The organism is Dyadobacter sp. CY323 (genome assembly GCF_021390245.1).
Lineage (GTDB): Bacteria > Bacteroidota > Bacteroidia > Cytophagales > Spirosomataceae > Dyadobacter.
Genome location: NZ_JAJUXH010000004.1, coordinates 153,294 through 175,013, shown reverse-complemented (window position 1 = coordinate 175,013; position 21,720 = coordinate 153,294). Strand labels below are relative to the sequence as shown.

Below are 21,720 nucleotides of genomic sequence, written 5' to 3'. Positions count from 1 at the left end.
TTAAAAATCAAGCTTGAAACGTGCCCGGATTCCCCATTCGGAAACATTCGGATTGTTCAGGTAGGTAAACCTTTTAACCAGGTCAACCCGCAACAACTTGAATATGTTGGCTATACCCACACTTCCTTCAATGTAAGGTTGTCTGGATAATGTATAACTGATCGGCTTGCCGTCCACATCCACCGGAAAGCGGAAGAGTTCGGGGTTATATGCCGGATTGTTTTCGTCACGCAGGCCACCCATTAATCCTTTGAAACTGAAAACTTCCCTCAGTTTCAATTTTTTCAACAAGGGGATTTTGTTGAACACAAAACCATTCATATAGTATTGCACATCCACGCTCGCATAATGGTCACTGACAAATTCCAGGAAGTTCATCAGGTTATAAGAATTGAGCTGATAAGCATACGTCTGGTTGGCGCGGTGCACCGTTAGCAGCGGGAACAGGATTTTGCTTCCAAAAGTATACCCGCCTTCAGTGGTTACGTCCGCATATCCGAATTGGGATAAATAAAACCGTTTCGAAATGTTCGCGGCCATATTATGGTAATCGTTCTGGCCTTCAAACACACCTTTGATCCCCGCATTATAGCGTAATGTGAAAATCGGGTATTTGTTGATAATGGGCGTCCGGTACAGTTTTCCCTGATAAAATTGCTCGTTAGGCGCATACCGGAGCTCAAAATTGGCCTCGGTGTTACTCAATGCACCCACATTTCTTAGAACTCCTTCTTCGTCAAGCGTTTCGTAGCGAAGTATACCCGCCGCATGTTGTCTCCATTGCGTAAAACCGACCTTGTAAGAAAGGTGGTTTTCCAGCTCCCGGACATATTCCAGCTTGTAAATGTCATTGTACAGCCACCGGTTGTTATCTCCTCTTTTAAAAGACAAGAGGAAATTATCTTCCTGCACAAACTGCAGTTCCTGACCCGGGATCTTGGTGTCGCGCTGGTAACTTGCCCGGAGGTAGTTCAGCGGAAAATGGTAGACCGATTTGTTATTAAATGAATAGGTACCACTTAGAAAGTACTTCCACTTCTGATCCTTAAACCCATATGCGGCATAGGTCTCAAAGTACACGCGTTTGCTCAACTCAGTTGTCGTTCTACCGCCAAAACGAAGCCGGAAACCTTCCACCGGATTGAAGCTGTAAAAGGTATTGAATGGGCCGATCTCCACTTTTCCGAAGGATTTGTAACCCGCCAGAAACAGGGTAGCAATGTCCATGGTACGTTTAAAAGAAGGTATCGTCTGCAGGGTATCGATGTTCCGGTAAATATCCAGCTCGCTGCGCTCCAATGGAATGTGCCTCGCCGAATTCCAGAAAGAATCGCCGGTTTTTATCTCAGGATTGTACGCAATTTCTTCGTTCGGACCTTTGTATACACTGTCGGGGCGAGCTTCATTGATCTTGTAATCCTTGAAATTCACCACCCGCTGACCGTAAAGTCCGCCGCCTTTTTCACCTAACGCAAACTCCATTGCCAGGCTGGTTTTGGTCGGATGGTACCTTCCGTCCGGGCCCTTTTCAAATTCGAGACTTGCTTCCAAATCCCGCATGAAGTTCAGGTTAATGTCTTTGTTTACTGTCAAATATGCATTTTGCACGCCATAGTTCCCATCGAGAGTAACGAATAGTTTTCCCTCAAAAAGCATGTCGGTTTTATTTCTGGGCACAAAACCTAATTCAATCAGCCATGGCGTAGTTGTCTTGACAGTGTCGCGAATGAAGAATTTATAGAACGTCGGCGCGGAGTTAGCGATCGGGCTCAATAGCAGGTTCGTCGCGACTGAAATATCATTGTCGTAAATGTTGATATCTTCGTAAAGCCGGTTGAAATAGTTGCTCAAACCGTCGTTATCTACAAATTTGGCGTCAAACTCGGCGCGGCGGTTCGCAAGTACTTTCTGCTTTTTGGTATATGGACTTTTCCGGAAATAAACCTGCGAAAGCTTTTCTTCAATGTAAGCCGGAAGCATATTTTTGCCTCCCATTGCCGTCGAATCCTGCTCTTTGAATAAAAACTGATAGTTCTTAAATACGCGTCTGTCTTTAAAGTTGTCGGAAAGATTACTCAATGCCATCGAGATCTTTTCGTACTGCTCGTACTCCACATATTCGTTGGCAGCCATCTTGTTCTGATCTTTGTGCGCAATCACCTCACGGATCAGCTGCACGGCCGGATTATCTTTGTTCCGGTAGCGGCCTTTTCCTTTAATGGTCACCTCTTTCAGCATCGAAGCATCCACCGACATTTTGATATCGATCACCTGATCATTGCCTGCGCTAATCTGCTTTTCAACACTCAGATACCCGACGTATGTGAACTTGATTGTAGGATGATTTTCGCGCAATGTCATCGCGTAACGTCCGTCAACATCCGATAACGTACCCATGGTAGTACCTGGAATGATGATGGAAACATAGGGGAGCGTTTCGCCCGTCCGGGCATCTTTAATGGTTCCTTTTACAGTAGTATTTTGCGCTATGGCCGCCCCCAGTCCTACCTGCAACATGCAGACTATCACGAGGATTCTATACCACACCGACTTACTTATTGTTTTCATTTTTGAAAATCATAACGTGTCGCGCTACCCGATCCCTGTTTGCATCATTTACGCGGAAAATCCGGTTCGTGATCAGTCAGGTAGCTAAAAATTCATAGCCAATTATTTTCCTTATACCAAGTCAATGTTTCTGTAAGACCTTGACGCAGATCATATTGCGGCTGGTAATGCAGATTACTCCTCGCAGCTTCAATACTACAGATCCAGTTTGATGCTGTCAGTTCTTTCAGTTTTTCCCTGTTCAGTACAGGCGTCGCAGACGAAAATGCGTAGATCATATCCAGAAAGCCGGCCATTATTTTTACCAGAAACATTGGCAAATGCGCCCTGAAAACAGGCTTTCCGCTGATCTCCCTGAAACGGTCTGCCAATGCATAACGGTCATAAGACTGGCCGTCAGAAATATTGTAAACCGTAACTTCCTTTTGATTCTCCGTCAGTGCCGCCATCGTGGCAGTTACCAGGTCTTTCACATACACAAAACTCAACCTCTGCGGTCCATTGCCGATGTATGCGTCCAAACCTTTACTTAATGTTTTGAATAACACAAACAGGTCCTTTTCTCCCGGGCCGTAAACGGCCGTCGGACGGATGATGCTTAATGGCAGGCCACTGACTTCTTCGAGGTACTTTTCAGCCAGTAACTTGCTTTTACCATAATCCGTAACGGGAACCGGTAATGTTTCTTCAGTAATGGGTTGTTGTTCCGAGTAAGCCAGCGGCCCGATCGCGGCCAGGCTGCTCAAAAAAACAAACCGTTTTAAAGGAATATCCGCCGACATGGCCGCCTGCGCCAGGTTCAATGAATATTCGGCATTCACCAGATTGTAAGCAGCGGCACTTTTGGCTTTGGTGACGCCCGCGGCATGAATAATGTAGGAATATCCTCCCTTTTCAAGCTGCGTTCTTAAAGACTCTTTTGAACTGAAATCGGTATTCACAAACACCAGCTGCTGGGAAGCAGTCTGCAGTTTTTTCAGGAACGTCAGGTCGCTGGTTGGCCTCACTGCCGCGTGCACTTCCATACCTGCCTCAATCGCCGCGTGCACCAGATGGTAGCCAATAAACCCGCTCGCCCCCGTTATGAATACCTTTTCTGTCATATCGCCTTCTCGTACAATCGGTATTTTTTATATAATTTTCCATTGATCTGCTCAATGGCGTGGTTCATCAGGTAATTTTCTTCGAGCATCCAGGAGCACTCTCCTCCTGTGATTTTTGTCCCTTCCGTATTTTTGATGACACGTCCGTATAAACATGCTTCGATGCCCATTTTCCGGTAACCTTCCAATACCCCTAATGTGAGTACGCGAAGCCGGGTTATATTCTTTTTGCCAAACAAGAGTTTGAAAATACCAGTCGGCAATAAACGTCCCTTCTTAATTTTGATCAGGATCTGATTGATATCCGGAATCCCGAGTATAAATCCAACCAGTTTGTTATCCTTTTCCGCAACCAGACAGAATCGCGGATCCAATACCATTTTCAGGTCTTTCGCCAGATAATCGAATTCCTTTTCGGTCATCGGCACAAAACCGAGGTTCTTGTCCCAGGCCTTATTGTACACCTCCCGTATTTTGACAACCTCATTTTTAAAATCCTTTAGATTCACCTGACGAATGGTTATCCCGCTTCTTTGCAGCCTGTTTTCCAAAGCATCGATCATCTTGATCGACCTGTCACTCGCAGTCGCCGTGTTAATTTCGTAAGCCAGCAAATCCGTCTTCTTGGCAAGTCCTGCATTTTCCAGCAACTGCTGATAGTAGGGTGCATTATAAGCCATCATCGCCATCGGCGGCCTGTCAAAACCATCTATCAGAAGACCGCAGGTTTCATTTGTCGACAAATTCACCGGGCCCATGATGCTTTGGGCGCCTTTTTCTTTTACCCAGGAAATGGCTGCATTTAAAAGCAGATCAACCGTTTCCTGATCTTTAATGGTGTCGAAAAAACCGAAAAAACCCGCCGTTTCACCAACAAATGCATTATAGTTCGTATTGAAAATGGCAGCGATACGACCTGTTATTTTATTTTCATCATACGCCAAAAACAGCTGGACCTGAGAATGCTCGTGAAAAGGATGCTTTCCCGGGGTGAGCATGTCCTTTTGCGCTATAAACAGCTCCGGAACGTAGTTTTTGTCGTTTTGATAGAGGTCATGAGGAAAATCAATAAATGAGCTGAATTCCCTGGAAGAGTTTACTGGTACTATTCGTTTCATAATCTTTGGCGTTCTCTGATCGCTTCTGGGCACACTTCCCTGTAAATGCGGGACATTTTGTCAACTGCTTCTTCAATCTGACTGAATGTGTGTGTGGCCATTAATGAAAAACGGATCAGAGACTGCTCGGGGCGCACACCCGGAGAAACCACCGGATTAACAAAAATCCCCTCATCCTGCAGACGTTTCGTCATGATGAAAGTCTTCTGGTTGTCACGGATATAAAGCGGCAAAATCGGGCTTTCGGTGCGGCCGAGATCAAAACCATTTACCAGCAACAATTCTTTCGCATACCGGGTATTTGCCCAAAGACGTTCCATGTGATGTGGCTCAGACTCAATGATATCCAAAGCTGCCAATGTACTTCCCACCGAAGCTGGCGTCATACTTGCGCTGAACATCAGCGAACGCGCACGGTGTTTCATGAAATCGATGATAGCTGCATCTCCCGCAATAAACCCTCCGAGCGAGGCCAGCGACTTGCTGAACGTCCCCATGATCAGGTCCGTGGAATCCGTCAACCCGAAATAGGAAGCCGTTCCCGCACCTTTTTCACCTATTACACCGAGGCTGTGGGCATCATCGCAAAGTACCGTTGCATCAAATTCTGCGGCAATGGCAGTGAGTTCCGGCAAATTCACAATGTCGCCTTCCATGCTGAAAATCCCGTCCGTAGCAATCAGCTTGTCTGCTTCTTCCGGAAGAAGGCTCAGCTTTTTACGTAGATCGTTCATGTCATTATGTGCGTACTTAATCACCTTTGAAAATGAAAGGCGGCTTCCGTCAATGATCGATGCATGATCACTTTCGTCGAGAACAAGGTAATCGTTACGGCCTGTCAGACAAGACAATGCGCCCAGATTGGCCTGGTAACCCGTACTGAAAAGAATGGCGTCTTCCTTACCGGTAAATTTGGCCAGGCGACCTTCCAGTTCCTCGTGAATGTCCAGCGTCCCGTTTAAAAAACGCGAACCGGCACAACCGGTACCATATTTCTGAGCGGCTTTCTGAGAAGCCTCGATAATGTAAGGATGGGAAGTCAATCCCAGATAAGAATTCGATCCGAACATCAGGACCGTTTTCCCGTTAATAATCACCTCTGTATCCTGTCCGGATTCAATAGGTCTGAAAAAGGGATATAATCCGCTCTCTCTTACCGCAGCCGCATCTTTAAATTCGGCGATACGATTATTTAATTTTTTACCCATAATAATTAATGTCAGAATCAACAGCTTCTTTAGTGGGGTGCCGGTTGGCCTCAGGCTGTGGCCTGATCGGAAGGCATCAGGCTATTAATTGGTGTTGTAATTGTTTTTTTCCATGTTAAATAATTTTTGAAACGTGAGTTTTTTAGAGAACCACATACCCGGCCCACTAGTTCAAAAAACTGGTCAATCATTTTGTATTTTACCGTTAAAAAGAGCCTTTGAATTTTAATCTCCTTTTAACTTCCCTTACCATTAAATATCACTCCAAACCGCTTAATAGTTACTTTGAGAGTCGGCTCCGGCAGGTTCGGGCAAGTAATTCTGAAAGCTACGACAAACGGACTTTTATGAACACACTGACAATGAACCTGATAACAAACATTACTTACGTATAATGAGCGTTATGAAATCGTCAGATGTTAATACAAAATAACATGCCATCCGCTTTTTTATAATTTCTGCGCCTGCCCGAAATATTGTCTCCCGTTTTGTACTAAACATTGATCAATATCGGCCACGCCAGCTCTCCGAGCAATTTGTATTTGTACTGACGGTTGATGTGGTGGATGAACGACCACGACTTTAATTTTCCAGGATCAGGTAATGACAGATCATCGACTTGACGTGTTCTTTGTGACTCTGCGCAAAAGCCTCGAAATCTTCGTCCGTCATGCTGAAAATCTTCTGATGAATTCCTTTCCCCAGAAACAAAAATTCAATGCAACTGGTCATTAATGGCAGGATATTTTCGATCCGTATGTCCCTCAACGTCCCATTCTTAATGCCTGCATCCAATTGCTGACTAAACACCGTCGTCTTGATCTGATTATATAAAGGCGTCTTGATGAGCAGCCTTTCAGGATCCTTATGGATCTCGTTCATAATGAAAATGACCAGGTCCGGCTCCTGCTTCATCATCCGGTAATTGTTCTCGATGATCTCCGAAATCTTCGCCTTGATATCGATGGGCTTGTTCAGGATATCGACCACGCTTTGATAATACATTTCCATGAGATCTTTAAAAATCTCGATGAATAGCTTCTCTTTACTCCGGAAATAATAGTTTGTCAGGGCAATGTTCATATCCGCTTCCCGGGCAATGTCCCGCGAAGTGGTCCCGTCGAACCCCTTTTTAAGAAAAATCCGCTTTGCCGCTTCTTTAATCTTATCCTCACTTTTTTCTGCGATACACTTCACTTGTTCTTCTGTTAGGTTAAAATCAGTGGTAAAGCTGAATGCTGATGATGTACCAAAGATTGCTTGATCCTACGAGACGAACAAACGTTTTAAATGAATAGTTTAAACAACCATTTAAAATGTTTATTTAAGAAAATTTTATGTTGATTTTGTACAAAAAGAGAGGATTTTTAAGGTTAATCGAGGGTATTCCAGTCGGCGACGCGCTGGTCCTGTTTTTCGACCAGCCACACTTTACTTGTGGGGAAATGCTTCATGTATTTTTTGCTTTGCTCGATTCCCGCTACGCTGAATGCTGTGGCCAGCGCATCGGCAAGGGTACCCTCGGGAGAAATAACCGTGGTACGCACATGAAAAAGCAGGCCTATACCGGTTTGAGGATCAACAATATGCGAGTAACGCACACCTTTGTGTTCCATGTAACGGTACGTCGGCCCGGATGTAGCCAGGGAGACATTGGCCAGATCCATGGTTTTGAGCGAATCACTTCCGTTGGAAACGGTGATTTTCCAGCCTTTCGAGCCGGGAGGCGGATTTGTAAGAACGATTTTACCACCAGCGTCCATCATGGCGGAGGTAATACCCAATTTTTTTAATTCCTTAATCGCCTCCTCGGCAGTGTAACCTTTTCCGAGTCCGCCAATATCAAGCCGCATGCCTTTTTGGGTTAAAAGAATGGTCTGCGAAGAAGCCCTCATTTTCATTTTTTTATATCCCGTCCGTTTCTTCGCGTCTTCGATCTCTTCGTTTGTCGGGAAAATACCTTTGCGGGTAGCATGGCGCCACATTTGCACGAGCGGGCCCAGCGTCGCATCAAACGCCCCGCCGGTTTTTGCACTGATGTCTTGTGAAATTGCCAGAATGTCAAACAGATCTTTACTTACATGTACCCATTTACCACTGCCCGACTGTGCCGAAAGCCGGTTGATCTCGCTACCATCCCGGTAGTCGCTCATAATCTCATTAAGTTGTTCCACACGCCCAAACGCTTTATTGGCGGCAACCTGAGCAAGCGAATCGTTATCTGCATAAAATACAAGCTTGAACGGTGAGCCCATGAGGCCTTTTTCGAAAGTGTACCGCTGTTGCTGGCAAAAAGAGGGATTGAAAAAAGAACCGGCAAAAAAAATGAAAACTGCCGGGAAGAATTTAAAATGAGTCATTGTCAACTTGAAGTAACCGGTCGGAAAATTACTTCATTTCAACGAAAACCTGGCCGTTAAAATGTTTTAAAAAGGGCTACCCCTGAAAAACAAAACGGGGATGAACCTCCTGGCTCATCCCCGTTTTGACTGCGGTATTTACTTAACCTGTTAACTGTAATAGTCGAAAAGGTTGTTCTGGTCTGCTTGCTGGTGATGCGAATTCATCGCATCCTTTATCATTCCCGCTCCTATAAAAGGAAGTGAGATGATTGTCGAAATAATCATTGCAACAAATAAAATAGTTGCAAACAGAAACTTCCCGCAGTAAAACATCATATTTGATAGGAAGCCCATAGTCTAATCGTTTAAGTAATAGTTTTCATTAACAAAATTAAATAAATAATCATGCCACCCACCAATTTGTAATAATTTAATAATTTTTTAAGATTATTCTAAGAAATAAAACTACGCTTAAACTTATTGTTGTAGTACAATTATTACACTTACATAGCAAATAGTCCTTCTATGGCGTAAACGGGCGTCAATTAGTCCTGAAACAGTTTTCATAACTTCATATATTGCATTTATACCTAAACGATTTTGAAGGTCTATGAGACGGCGCACGTTTATTCATCTTTCTTCGGCTGCGGGTTTTCTTACACTCGCATTCCCTGCAGTTCAATGTGTTTCAAAAGAAAAGAGCGGACACTCTGACGAGGAGGTGGAAAACGGTTTTGATGAAATTACAGTCGCAGAGCTGCAAAAACGAATGCAAAGCGGATCGCTGAGCTCACGTGTCATCACCCAGCATTATCTCGATCAAATCGAAAAGCTTGACCGGAAAGGTCCGTCACTACACGCAGTCATTGAACCGAACCCGGATGCACTCTCCATTGCCGATGCACTTGATAAAGAAAGAAAAGATGGAAAGACGCGCGGCCCGATGCACGGTATACCCGTGTTGATCAAGGATAATATAGATACTGCTGATAAAATGCAGACAACAGCCGGTTCACTGGCATTGGAAGGGAATATTGCGTCCGCCGATGCCTATGTCGTAAGAATGCTGAGGGAAGCGGGAGCTGTGATCCTGGGCAAAACGAATCTGAGTGAATGGGCAAATTTTCGTTCCACCCGGTCGTCGAGCGGGTGGAGCAGCCGCGGTGGGCAAACGCGCAATCCATATGCGACCGACCGGTCTCCGTGCGGTTCGAGCTCGGGATCGGGCGTTGCAGTTGCAGCAAACCTTTGCGCTGTTGCCGTAGGAACGGAAACAAACGGGTCCATTGCTTGCCCGGCTTCAATGAATGGCGTGGTTGGCATTAAACCAACTGTGGGGCTAGTGAGCCGGTCGGGTATCATCCCCATTTCGAGTACGCAGGATACTGCCGGGCCATTCGGCCGGACGGTCGCCGACGCCGCTGCGTTACTTTCCGCCATGAAAGGTGCCGACCCATCTGACCCGCCGAGGCATATAAGCAAAGAACCGCTGCCGGCTGAGTATACAAAGTTTCTGGATGCAAACGGACTGAAAGGCAAGCGTATCGGAATCGAAAAAAGCTTCCTGAAAGAACACGAAGGCATGGATTCGCTTTTTCAGCGGGCGATAGCTCAAATGAAAAAAAGTGGTGCAACAATAATAGAGGTGGAGTATATGAAAGTGCAGGAGCTGGATGGCGCGGAATCTGCGCTGCTGCAATATGAGTTTAAGGATGGATTGAACAAATATCTTTCAAAGTCGAATGCAAAAATCAAAAACCTGGAAGGCTTGATTGCATTTAATAAAGCAAATGAGGCCGCTGCAATGCCTTATTTTAAACAGGAATTATTCGAAAAATCACAGGCAAAAGCTGATCTGAAAGCGGCTGATTATCAGGAAGCTTTGAAAAAGATCGTGAGCGTGGAGTCATCGCTCAACCAAATGTTTGAAGATCAAAAGCTGGATGCACTTTGCGGCCCGGCCACCGGCGCACCCTGGTGCATTGATCCGGTTAACGGCGATTTCTGGACCGGTTATGGGGGTTACGGGCCTGCTGCTATCTCCGGTTTCCCTTCCATTACGCTTCCAATGGGGCTTTTGAATGAGTTGCCCGTGGGTGTTTCATTTTTGGGAAAAGCATATAGTGAGCCGCAGCTGATCAGCATTGCCTACGCGTATGAACAGGTTTCGAAAAACCGGACCGCACCCAAATTTCTTAAAACGGTGCCGATCATTGAAAAATAGGAAGTTAAGGTTGCTATGAAGATTAATCTCGGCGATTTATAGTAATCCGTTCGTCAGCGGTTCTTTTTATTCTGAAAGTAAATCCAGTTTCATGAATAGAAGACAGTTTGTTACCAACAGCGCACTTACTCTTTGCGCATTACCTGCCATTTCCCTCACACGCATTTCCAATAAATCCCAGGCCGGACCAATGCCGGACTGGCTGCTCGCAATGATCAGCCGGAATGATCTCGGTATTGAGTCTCTGCGGAAATATCAAGTCACAGATGCCGGAGATCCTGCATTGGGTGGATTGAAAGACGGGTTTGATTTACTTAACCCACATAGCACGTCGGCACTGATCCAGATTGGCGCATGCGGGCTATTTTCACCCACTTCAAAATTTTACAGATCGACGGAGTTGCTGGCGGATATGAACCTGGCCGCATTGTATCTCGTAAAAACGCAGCATGCAGACGGAACAATTGACCTTTTATCGACTAATTTTCATTCGACACCAGATACCGGTTTTCTCGTGAAGAGACTGACCATGGCGTATGCATTAATGGAGAAATCGGGTACGCCGGGAGTCGAAAAGGTTTTACCAAATCTGAAAACTTTTCTGATCCGGGCAGGCGATGCGTTGAGCGTCGGAGGCATTCACACGCCGAATCACCGCTGGGTAGTTTCGGCCGCATTGACGAAACTGAACGAACTTTGGCCTAATCCAAAATATACCGCCCGCATTGAACAGTGGCTCGGCGAACACATTGACATGGACCGGGACGGCCAATACAATGAGAAAAGTACATTCATTTACTCGTCTCTGACCGATCGCCTGCTGATTACCGTGGCAAAAGGAATGAAGAAACCCGAATTACTGGATTACGTCCGGAAGAACCTGAATATGACCATGTTCTACGTTCACCCAAACGGAGAGATCGTGACAGACGCGTCGGGCCGGCAAGACAAAGCCATCATTGGGACGCTTGAAAACTACTACTATCCTTATCGTTACCTGGCGATAAAAGATCAGAATGGCGAATATGCCGCGATGTGCAAAATGATCGAAAACACGGCTGGTGCGAAAACCGGTTCATTCATCGATTACTTTCTGACAGACCCTTCATTATGGGTAAATCTACCCGCCGAAAAACCACTGCCGGTGAGTTATGTAAAGACATTCCCGATTTCCGGACTGGTCAGGATCAGAAGGAATAATTGGGACAGTACGCTGATTGCCAATAATCCTGTCTGGCTTACATTCATGAAAGGGACAGCCGTTTTGCAGGGGGTACGTTTTGCTTCTTCTTTTTTTGGAAAAGGTCAATTTCAATCTGAAAAGCTTGTCCAGAATGGAAATAGCTGGGAACTAACACAGAAACTGGACGGACCCTATTATCAACCCTACCCAAAAGAATCGATCGTTGCTGACGGCGACTGGGAGAAAATGCCAAGAAATTTTCGACCAAAAAGCGAAGTCCAGGTTCTCGAAACCAAGATTAAGGTTAAGGAGCTTTCCAACGGCATTGAAATCGAAATCACAACTTCCGGAACAGAACGTGTGCCTGCGGCGCTGGAACTAATTTTCCGTCCGGGCGGTGAATTGAAAGGTGTTTCCAAAATTGAAAACACCAAGGATTCGTGGCTTTTAAAAGATGGAAATGGCAGCTATACATTTGGCAGCGACACCATTTCATTCGGGCCTGGAACTGCTTCGCATAAAAACATCGCATTGCGGGGGGCATTGCCGGCAATGGAAGCACCGACCGTTTTTCTGACCGGTCTCACTCCTTTTCATCACGTTATCCGGTTTCAGTAGCTGATCGCAGCTCTTTTCGAAGCCTTTACAACATTGTCAATATCTCACGGATGTTGACAATGTTAGTTTCTGTCCAGCCATTCCAGAATGTAATCGGCATCTTCTTTCCAGGTTGGCAACCCGAGTACAAAGTGGTTACGACCTGGAAATTCTTTGTATTCTAAAACCGAACCGCTGTTTTTATACGCTTTGAAATTACGGAAGTTCAAATGTGCAGGAATGATCGTGTCTTTATCCCCGGATGTCAGCAAAAGCGGAACGTGCGGTTTAGCGAAATCAACTTTCGCTGCGGATGTCAGCCCACCTCTCGCTACTGTTTTGGATTCAGGGATCGTGTTTTCTTCGTATGTTCTTTTCTGATCTTCCAGCGACATTCCATTAGTGAATGCATATTGCCAGTCAGAAAGCGACATTAAGTAGGTTTTTTTGAGCGAAGTAAATAGCCCCAAAGCTTTCCAGCCCGCTTTCAAGAATGAGAATTCATAGGGGAATACGCCTTGCGGAGGTACGGAGTGGATTGCAACTCCCGCAACGCCTAATCCTTTGTTGATCAAAATTTGTGTCATTAATCCACCCAGCGAGTGGCCGATGATGATCGGTTTTTCAGGTAATTTTTTGATAAAGTCTGCGTAAGAATCAATTACTTCTTGCAAAGTCAGCGTTGCGAGGGCAATGTCGTTTGGTTGTCTTTTTCGCAATTCAGCAGCGGGAGCGTCTTTGTGAGGCCAGGCCGGTGCGTAAGTTTTATAGCCCTTGGCTTCAAAATAAGTTTTCCATTCATCCCAGCCGCTGTTACTTACGAATGCACCTGTCACAAATACGACGGTTTTGGAGTTACTGCTTTCCATGATTTCTAAGATTTATAAGGTTTGAATTTCTGATTGTGTTCCTCTTTGAACATGACAAAATTCAGCAGTAACCAAGACAATAATTTTAACCCAGGTTAAAATCGTTATCTGCCTGTCATTCTTTTTCTTATGCGACTTAACGACGGCCCCTGGATACCTAAATATGAAGCGATATGATACAATGGAACGCTATTAAAAATGTCGGGATGGCTCTCGACAAGTTCCAGGTAGCGTTGTTCCGGAGTCAGGAACATGAAACCTTCGGCTTTGGTCATCGCAATGTTAAAAGCCGTTTCCGCGACCAGCCTCCCGAAGCGTTCCCATTCATGTGATTCCTGATAGAGTTCAGTGAGATGATTGATGTGAATGTACAGGATCGTCGAGTCCGTCATCGACTGTGTATAGTAATTGCAGGGCGTCTGAGTTACAAAGCTTTTATACGAAACGACGATTTGATTTCTGGAGAAAAAGAACACATTCTTCTCCTCGGCAGCAGCATCGTTCACATAGTAAGTCCTGAAAACGCCGTCGAGAATGAACCCTAAATGCTTGCAGACATTCTTGTATTCGTTGTAAAATTCACCCTTCCCGTAATTCCGCTTTTGCCAGTAAGGCTGTGACAATGCAAAACTCTCCTCACCGATCCCCGCAAACTGTTTTAATGCGTAGCCAAGTATTTCATTTTCAGTCATAAACGGAGGGATCAATAACGTATATTCCAAAAATAGCAACTGTGTCCATTAATTCAATATATCGGCCTAAAAACCTCACTTACAGTGTTCTAAATATGACGATTATTCGTTAAATTTGATTTCCTCCCCTACTCTGAAATTCCTGACACAAACACATCAGTCCATATGCTGAAAAAGACTACTATCTTTTTGTTGGTGTTTTTTGCGAAGTTCTGCCTGGCAAACCAGATCCTGATCCCGATGGACAAGTCGCAAACCAATCATTTAAAGGCTTACGGACTTGCCTATGTGTTGCTGAAAGGCGATATCGACGTCGACTGGCTGCTCAACTACCGAGGGGGAAGTTTTCAGGTCCAGTATAGTAAATCCATTGAGAATGAATGCAAGCTTCGCGCCATTTCCTACGAAGTTTTGTCGGAATCCGCCAGCCAGCAGATCGTCAATGAAATTAGCAATCCCAATGTGAATATGGACGTAATCAAACTCCATAAGGCCGCAAAAATTGCCGTGTATTCGCCCATCAAGATCAGTCCCGCCGAGTTTGAGAATACCGATGCTGTTTTGCTGGTTTTAAAATACGCAGAGATTCCATTTGATGTAATTTATGATGAGGAAATACTGAAAGGCGATTTGCCCAAATATGACTGGCTGCATCTGCATCACGAAGATTTCACCGGGCAGTTTGGTAAAAACCTTCGCCGCAGCACCCAGCAGGATATTAAAGCACAGGAAGCCATCGCAAACCGTTTTGGCTATGCGAAAGTTTCTAAAATGAAACTGGCGGTTGCCAAAGCGATCAAAGAGTTTTGCGCGGGGGGCGGATTTCTGTTCGCGATGTGTTCCGGGGCCGAGACATTTGATATAGCGCTTGCGGCCGAGGGCATTGATATCGTGGATAACCTGGATGGCGACGGTGTTGATCCCGACGCGCAATCCAAGCTTGATTTCGACAAAACGTTTGCCTTTCACAACTTCAAACTGCAGTTGGACGAATATGAAGGCATGAATTTCTCGGACATTAATTCCTCGGCGGGAAGGTACCGCGGCTGGGGCGAAAACGATGCCTACTTTTCATTGTTCGATTTTTCAGCCAAATGGGATGTTATTCCTGCCATGCTGGTTCAAAACCATGAAAATTTGATCCGGGAATTCTTTGGGCAAACCACCGCATTTTCAAAATACACAGTCAAACCCAGTGCATTAATCATGGGTACCAGCGCCAGTTCCGACCGCTACATTTACGGTGAGCTCGGCCGCGGACAATGGACATTTTATGGTGGCCACGATCCAGAAGGTCGCGGAGGAGGTGGTCGCCGAATGCCCACAGACCTGAATTTATATCCCAATTCTCCGGGTTACAGGCTGATTTTGAACAACGTACTCTTCCCATCGGCGCGGAAGAAGAAGCGGAAGACGTGACGGCCTGTGATTTGCCTTTTTTAGTTAAATGGGTAGTTTTGTTAAAAATCAACATACTATGACAACGACGATCACAGACATTAATCAACTGGACCTGAACGGGACCTATACATACGCGGATTATATGCTGTGGCAGTTTGAAGAACGTTTAGAGCTCATTAAAGGCAAGATATTCAAGATGTCACCAGCGCCTTCGCGGAGACATCAAACGATTTTGGCTGACCTTCATTTGGAGGTCGGTAATTTCTTTAAGGGACAGTATTGTAATGTTTTTTTTGCCCCATTTGATGTTCGCTTACCGAAGAAAAATCAGGATTTTTCCGACGGTAAAGTGTACACTGTCGTGCAGCCAGATCTTTGTGTGATTTGTGATGATGCAAAACTCGACGAACGCGGCTGCATTGGTGCACCTGACCTGATCGTTGAAATCCTTTCTCCCGGCAACTCGCGTAAAGAAATGGATAATAAATTCACGCTTTACGAAGAATGCGGCGTCCGGGAATATTGGCTGGTTGAACCTGCAGAAAATGCGGTTTTCGTGTATGTTCTAAACGATGAAGGTAGATATATTGGCTTAAAACCTGCGGTTACAAGCTTACGGTCTTCCATTTTTCCTGAACTGGAAATTGATCTTGAAGAACTATTTAGCTGATGAACCGGCTTATTGTTGTCTGCTACTTATTACCAATCAAATGCAGCTCAACAATTATGTCAACACTTTCCTCGCCACTGTCATAGCCAAGTTTTCTTTCAAGTAAGTTACCGTCGCGGTCAAAAAGCAGTGAGAGGGGAATGGATTGCAGATTGTACTTTTTGTCCAGCTGCGCCATGGATTCTTCGTCGACAATAAACTGGTTCCAGGGCATTTTTTCCTGCTTCAATGTCTTTTTCCACGCTTCGTTACTTTTGTCCGTAGAAATGCTTGTGATAGTTACGCGGCTTTTATGTTTTGCATGAAGCTTTTTGAGCTGCGGGATTTCCTGCAGACACGGTCCACACCAGCTTGCCCAGAAAATCACCAGATTATACTCGGCATTTTTGCCCAGAACCTCGGAGGTGGCTGTATTATCCGGTTTTTTCAGCGAAAGGTCGGTCGGGAATTTATCTCCTGTATTATTGTCATATTTAAGATACCTGTTGATTTTAGTGAAATGAGTAGTCTTTTGCAGTGCCGGTTCAAACAAAGTGACCAATTCAGCCAGCTCCTTTTCTCCAAGATCTTTTTTTGACCATTCAAGCTGATTAAGCAGATCGACTGAATATGAATATTTCTTCACCAAAGCCACGTTAAACTTGTGTTTGTCTGCTAGTGCCTCCGGATTTTTTCTGAATGTGAGATGTCTGAATGCAGCCTGGGTTTGTTTATTTGGATTTTCGATGATGAAGCTGACGAGATCTCTGCCCGCCACTTTTAGCGTTGTGTCGCGTCGCAAATGCATTATACCCCGGTCGGCGTAGATGATACTTTCCTGAGTTTTCGCGATATATGGATTTTTATAGCCCAAAAGCTGATACGGCCATTTTGGATTACCGGTTGCATAAACAATGCTGCATCGGAAAGGAATGAAGTCTTTGTTGGGCCTTATCCGGAATTGAAACTTTCCGTTTTTAACAACCACCGAATCCAGGAACGCTCGTGTGTTATTGTCTCCCACATAGAGCTTTTTGCCTTCAATAACAGAATTAGAACTTAGAAGGTCACCACGGATAACGATATCCTGGCTTTTTTCTGTTTCACAGGAAGTAATGCAAATAAGGAGTAGAAGAAGAGTAGGGATCGCGCCCAGCTTTTGCAGATTTGTTGAGTCAGCTTCCATCTGACATCGAGTTTATTTATAAGTTATTATTTTAATAATTATAATTTTTCAAATGTATGTAACCAGATTTACATTAGCTAACAGTTTTATATAAAGGTTAATTATATATACTTTGCGATTAGTCTGCCTGTTCGTTCGGATGCCCCCGCCTTCCCTACCAGTTCCAGTAACACTTTGTAGTCATCGAGTTGCTTTTGACGTTTGGTTCCACCCGGCAAAATGCTCCTCAGCTCTTCAACAAGCAACTTCTCATTCAAATCGTCCTGAATAAGCTCGCGCACGACTTCACGTTCCATAATGAGGTTAACCAGCGAGATAAATGGCACGCGGATCAACCGTTTCGCAACAGCATAGGAAAAGCCGCTGGTTTTGTAACAAACTACCTCGGGAACGCTAAAAAGTGCTGTCTCCAACGTAGCAGTTCCGGAAGTTACTAATGCCGCAGCAGCTACCGAAAGCAGATCGTAGGTGCTTTCATAGACGATCTTCGCTTGATGAGACGAAACATATTGCTCATATAACGCGACCGGCAGATTATTTACACCCGCTATAACAAACTGGTAGTCAGGAAAATGAGACTGAACAGCGAGCATTAGGTTCAGCATTCCGACGATCTCCTGGTGCCTGCTGCCAGGAAGTAATGCAATGATCGGCTTGGTTTCAGACAAGTTATTTTTTTTCTTAAAATCCGGATCTGCCCGGAAATTTTCAATGGCATCCATTAAAGGATTACCCACATAATCAACCCTATAATCGTACTTTTTATAGAAATCGACTTCAAATGGAAAGATCACAAACATGTGGTCTACGCTCTTCTTGATTTTCCAGGCACGTTTCTGGTTCCACGCCCAGACTTTTGGAGAAATGTAGTAGAATACTTTTAATCCTTTTGATTTTGCAAATGCGGCAATGCGAAGATTGAAACCCGGATAGTCGATCAATATCAATGCATCCGGCCGGTTTTTCAGAATATCAGCTTTGCATTTTTTAAGAAATCCGGAAATTTTGTGAAGATTGAGAATGACTTCCAGAAAACCCATGAAGGCGGTGTCTTTGTAATGCGTCACCAGTTCCATACCCTCAGCCCGCATCATTTCGCCACCCCAGCCCCGGAAAGTAGCATCCGGATCGCTTTCCCGAATGCCTTTGATCAGATTAGAGCCATGCAAGTCTCCCGAACGTTCTCCGGCAATGAGGTAGTATTTCACGAGGCTCTGGTTAAGATTGAGGATATTGGTGTGAGAGGTGAGAAGTGAAATGTAAGATGTGAAATGTGAAAAGTAAGATGTAAAAGATAAAACATCTCACATCTCACTTCTCTCATTTCACATTTTACATCTCACATCTATTCCCCATAATATTCAACAAAGTTTTTCGGGGTTTCAATCAGCTTGATATAATGTAAAGTGGCATTGGAAGCTTCGTTCCTAATTGCAGGGGCGAGGATTTTCCAGATTTCCATCACAAAAATTTCGCAGGAAGCAATTTTATCTTTCATAAAATCAACATCCAGGTTCAGGTTTTTATGGTCCACCTTATCCACGATCTTATCCTTCATGATGTCTCCCAAAACCTTCAAATCTATCACAAAACCTGTCTCCGGGTTCGGTCTGCCTTTTACCGTAACAATAAGTTCAAAATTATGTCCATGCCAGTTGTTGTTGGCGCAGGGGCCAAAAACCTCCTGGTTTTTCTCATCCGACCATGCCGGATTGAAAAGCCGGTGTGCCGCATTGAAATGCTCTTTTCTTGTTACGTAAATCATAAAACTTAATTGCACTTAGTAATTAGGATGCAAAATTACAGCTTGTATCCGTAGTTTTGCAGTTTAACAAGAGGACACTATAAAAAATCCCATTAACCATATATTATCTCCCATGATTATCGTAACAGGTGCAGCCGGATTTATAGGCAGCGGACTCATCAGCCGCCTGAATGAGGATGGCTTTAAAAATATCATTGCTGTTGATGATTTTTCGAAAATAGAAAAAGCTGAAAACCTTGAAGGGAAGACGATTAAGGAAAAGGTAGAGCGTGAAGAATTATTCGACTGGCTTGATAACAATAGCCGCGACGTGGAATTTATCTTTCACATTGGGGCAAGAACGGATACCACCGAATTTGATAAAGAGATTTTCGACGAGCTGAATGTCAATTATTCAAAGTCCATTTGGGAAAAATGCGTTGCTTATCAGATCCCATTGGTATATGCCTCATCTGCTGCTACATATGGACTTGGTGAAAACGGCTATGATGATAATGAGTCGACCCTTTCTCAATTGAAGCCATTAAATCCGTACGGCGATTCTAAAAACGAGTTTGATATCTGGGCTCTGGAGCAGGAAAAGAAACCGTTTTTCTGGGTCGGCTTGAAATTTTTCAACGTGTACGGACCAAACGAATACCACAAAGGAAGAATGGCGTCTGTCATTTTCCACGCTTACAATCAGATCAAGGCTACGGATAAAATGAAGCTTTTCCGCTCGCATAATCCTGATTTTAAAGATGGTGAACAAATGCGTGATTTTATCTATGTAAAAGATCTGATCGACGTATGCATTTTCTTTATGCACCACAGAAAGAACTCGGGCATTTACAACCTGGGAACCGGCGAGGCGCGCACTTTCAAGGATTTGGTAATCAGCACTTTTAATGCAGTAGATAAAGAGCCGGACATCTCGTATATAGATACACCGGAAGATATCCGCGACAAATATCAGTATTTTACCGAAGCCAATATGGCCAAGTTGCGATCGGTTGGTTATGATAAGCCTTTTACAACTTTGGAAGAGGGTGTAGCGGATTATGTGAAGAAATATCTGGTGTCGGGGAGTTATCTTTAGTCCCCGGTTTTCCCCAATCCGGATTTTCCTAAATCCCCTGAAGGGGACTTTGCATGCGTGAAGTCTCCATCAGGGGATTTAGGGGAAACGACTACTTTTCCTCGGCAATTTTGCGTATTTTTGATCCCCTGATTAAACTCAATCCCGTTTCTCTGTGTTGCTAATATTACGAAACACAGTGTGATCATTAAAAGACTATGAGCAAAGAAGATGAATTGTTGGAGGAAATCACCAGTTCGGAATACAAATATGGCTTTGTAACTGATATTGAGGCAGATGAGGCTCCCATGGGGCTCAATGATGATATAGTAAGGTTTATTTCAGCCAAAAAAAATGAGCCTGAGTGGATGTTGGCGTGGCGTTTGAAGGCATACCATTTATGGCTTACTATGAAGGAGCCAAAATGGCCGAATGTACATTATCCAAAAATTGATTTTCAGGCAATTAAATACTATTCAGCACCTAAGAAAAAGAAGGCTGTAGAAAGTATCGACGATATTGATCCCGAATTGCGCAATACGTTCGAAAGACTTGGTATTTCGCTGAATGAGCAGAAAAGGATTTCAGGGATTGCCGTAGATGCGGTCATGGATTCTGAGTCCGTGTTTACTACGTTTAAAGGAACGCTTAAAGAAAAAGGCATTATATTCTGCTCGATTAGCGAGGCGATTCGCGAACATCCCGAGCTGGTTAAAAAGTACCTGGGTTCCGTGGTCCCTCCAAAGGATAACTACTACGCGGCACTCAACTCGGCAGTATTTTCGGACGGCTCGTTCGTTTATATCCCAAAAGGCGTTCGTTGCCCGATGGAGCTTTCTACCTATTTCCGGATTAATGCAGCTGGTACCGGTCAGTTTGAGCGCACGCTCATTATCGGCGACGAAGACAGTCACGTGAGTTATCTCGAAGGTTGTACAGCTCCGATGCGCGACGAAAATCAGTTGCATGCTGCGGTTGTTGAAATTTTCGCGCATGAAAATGCGAACGTGAAGTATTCGACTGTCCAAAACTGGTATCCCGGTGATAAGGAAGGCAAAGGCGGGATTTACAACTTCGTTACGAAACGTGGTCTTTGCGATGGTGCCGGATCCAAAATTTCCTGGACTCAGGTAGAAACAGGATCAGCAATTACCTGGAAATATCCATCTGTTATCTTGAAAGGCGATAATTCGATTGGTGAGTTTTACTCTGTTGCAGTTACCAATAATATGCAGCAGGCCGATACCGGCACGAAAATGATCCATATCGGTAAAAACACCAAAAGTAGGATTGTTTCAAAAGGCATATCAGCCGGCAAAAGCCAAAACTCATACCGGGGATTGGTGCAGGTTTTCAAAAAAGCGGACAAAGCGCGCAACTTCTCACAATGCGATTCACTTTTGCTGGGAGATAAATGCGGCGCTCACACTTTCCCATATATAGAAGTCAGCAACACGTCGGCCACTGTCGAACACGAAGCTACTACTTCAAAAATCGGGGAAGACATTCTCTTTTATTGCAACCAGCGCGGTATCCCGACGGAACAGGCAGTGGCTTTGATCGTAAATGGTTATGCCAAAGAAGTTTTAAACCAGCTTCCTATGGAGTTCGCGGTTGAGGCTCAGAAACTACTGGAAATCAGTCTGGAAGGAAGCGTAGGGTAATTCCATATCTCTGCATTTTACAGTTTAATATTAAAAAAGCCTTTGACTAGTCAAGGGCTTTTTGTATTTTATTGATCTAACTACAATAACCTTA

18 protein-coding genes are annotated in these 21,720 nt (G+C 44.5%); 6 read left to right on the top strand and 12 right to left on the bottom strand.

What is annotated here, in order from left to right:
• The 7 genes from LZG72_RS09730 to LZG72_RS09700 form a co-directional block, all read right to left on the bottom strand.
• Positions 1–2,568 (bottom strand): DUF5686 and carboxypeptidase-like regulatory domain-containing protein, encoded by a 2,568-nt coding sequence (locus tag LZG72_RS09730; RefSeq protein ID WP_233870877.1) that lies wholly within the window; start codon positions 2,566–2,568, stop codon positions 1–3.
• Between the two features lie 92 nt (positions 2,569–2,660).
• Positions 2,661–3,671 (bottom strand): NAD(P)-dependent oxidoreductase, encoded by a 1,011-nt coding sequence (locus LZG72_RS09725; RefSeq protein ID WP_233870875.1) that lies wholly within the window; start codon positions 3,669–3,671, stop codon positions 2,661–2,663.
• The gene (locus LZG72_RS09720) at positions 3,668–4,789 is read right to left on the bottom strand and encodes a hypothetical protein (RefSeq protein ID WP_233870873.1); all 1,122 of its coding nucleotides are present in this window, start codon (positions 4,787–4,789) and stop codon (positions 3,668–3,670) included. Before LZG72_RS09720 ends, LZG72_RS09725 begins: the two co-directional genes overlap by 4 nt.
• Positions 4,786–5,997: a serine palmitoyltransferase gene (gene spt / locus LZG72_RS09715; RefSeq protein ID WP_233870871.1), complete on the bottom strand. Its 1,212-nt coding sequence runs from the start codon at positions 5,995–5,997 to the stop codon at positions 4,786–4,788. Before spt ends, LZG72_RS09720 begins: the two co-directional genes overlap by 4 nt.
• 582 nt (positions 5,998–6,579) lie before the next feature.
• Positions 6,580–7,194, bottom strand: a complete 615-nt coding sequence (locus LZG72_RS09710) for a TetR/AcrR family transcriptional regulator (RefSeq protein WP_233870868.1) — start codon at positions 7,192–7,194, stop codon at positions 6,580–6,582.
• Positions 7,195–7,370: 176 nt separating this feature from the next.
• Entirely contained in the window at positions 7,371–8,252 is an 882-nt protein-coding gene (locus LZG72_RS09705; protein ID WP_233870865.1) for an FAD:protein FMN transferase, read from the bottom strand.
• Between the two features lie 255 nt (positions 8,253–8,507).
• A complete protein-coding gene (locus tag LZG72_RS09700; RefSeq protein WP_233870862.1) occupies positions 8,508–8,693 on the bottom strand; it encodes a hypothetical protein in 186 nt (61 codons plus the stop codon).
• Between the two features lie 256 nt (positions 8,694–8,949).
• On the opposite strand from LZG72_RS09700, the gene LZG72_RS09695 reads away from it, so the two are divergent.
• Together LZG72_RS09695 and LZG72_RS09690 are read left to right on the top strand one after the other, a co-directional pair.
• Positions 8,950–10,563 carry an amidase gene (locus LZG72_RS09695; RefSeq protein ID WP_233870859.1) on the top strand — a complete coding sequence of 538 codons (1,614 nt, stop codon included), beginning with the start codon at positions 8,950–8,952 and terminating at the stop codon, positions 10,561–10,563.
• Positions 10,564–10,654: 91 nt separating this feature from the next.
• Entirely contained in the window at positions 10,655–12,364 is a 1,710-nt protein-coding gene (locus LZG72_RS09690; protein ID WP_233870856.1) for a hypothetical protein, read from the top strand.
• A gap of 62 nt (positions 12,365–12,426) precedes the next feature.
• Here LZG72_RS09690 and LZG72_RS09685 read toward each other — a convergent pair whose 3' ends face one another.
• Both LZG72_RS09685 and LZG72_RS09680 read right to left on the bottom strand, forming a co-directional pair.
• On the bottom strand, positions 12,427–13,212 hold the full coding sequence (locus tag LZG72_RS09685; RefSeq protein ID WP_233870853.1) for an alpha/beta hydrolase: 786 nt from the start codon (positions 13,210–13,212) through the stop codon (positions 12,427–12,429).
• 104 nt (positions 13,213–13,316) lie between these two features.
• On the bottom strand, positions 13,317–13,904 hold the full coding sequence (locus tag LZG72_RS09680; RefSeq protein ID WP_233870850.1) for a Crp/Fnr family transcriptional regulator: 588 nt from the start codon (positions 13,902–13,904) through the stop codon (positions 13,317–13,319).
• Between the two features lie 165 nt (positions 13,905–14,069).
• On the opposite strand from LZG72_RS09680, the gene LZG72_RS09675 reads away from it, so the two are divergent.
• Complete coding sequence (locus LZG72_RS09675) at positions 14,070–15,323, top strand: asparagine synthetase B (protein ID WP_233870847.1); 1,254 nt, start codon at positions 14,070–14,072, stop codon at positions 15,321–15,323.
• Positions 15,324–15,381: 58 nt separating this feature from the next.
• Positions 15,382–15,975, top strand: coding sequence for a Uma2 family endonuclease (locus LZG72_RS09670; protein ID WP_233870844.1), 594 nt, complete (start codon positions 15,382–15,384; stop codon positions 15,973–15,975).
• A 22-nt stretch (positions 15,976–15,997) separates the two neighbouring features.
• Here the strand turns inward: LZG72_RS09670 and LZG72_RS09665 are convergent, their stop codons facing one another.
• The 3 genes from LZG72_RS09665 to LZG72_RS09655 form a co-directional block, all read right to left on the bottom strand.
• On the bottom strand, positions 15,998–17,140 hold the full coding sequence (locus LZG72_RS09665) for a TlpA disulfide reductase family protein (RefSeq protein ID WP_233870841.1): 1,143 nt from the start codon (positions 17,138–17,140) through the stop codon (positions 15,998–16,000).
• Positions 17,141–17,241: 101 nt separating this feature from the next.
• Positions 17,242–18,348, bottom strand: a complete 1,107-nt coding sequence (gene lpxB, locus LZG72_RS09660) for a lipid-A-disaccharide synthase (RefSeq protein WP_233870838.1) — start codon at positions 18,346–18,348, stop codon at positions 17,242–17,244.
• Between the two features lie 137 nt (positions 18,349–18,485).
• Positions 18,486–18,905, bottom strand: coding sequence for a 6-carboxytetrahydropterin synthase (locus LZG72_RS09655; RefSeq protein WP_233870836.1), 420 nt, complete (start codon positions 18,903–18,905; stop codon positions 18,486–18,488).
• Between the two features lie 112 nt (positions 18,906–19,017).
• On the opposite strand from LZG72_RS09655, the gene rfaD reads away from it, so the two are divergent.
• A complete protein-coding gene (rfaD, locus tag LZG72_RS09650; protein ID WP_233870833.1) occupies positions 19,018–19,983 on the top strand; it encodes an ADP-glyceromanno-heptose 6-epimerase in 966 nt (321 codons plus the stop codon).
• 197 nt (positions 19,984–20,180) lie between these two features.
• Entirely contained in the window at positions 20,181–21,626 is a 1,446-nt protein-coding gene (gene sufB / locus LZG72_RS09645; protein WP_233870830.1) for a Fe-S cluster assembly protein SufB, read from the top strand.
• Positions 21,627–21,720: the final 94 nt, after the last annotated feature.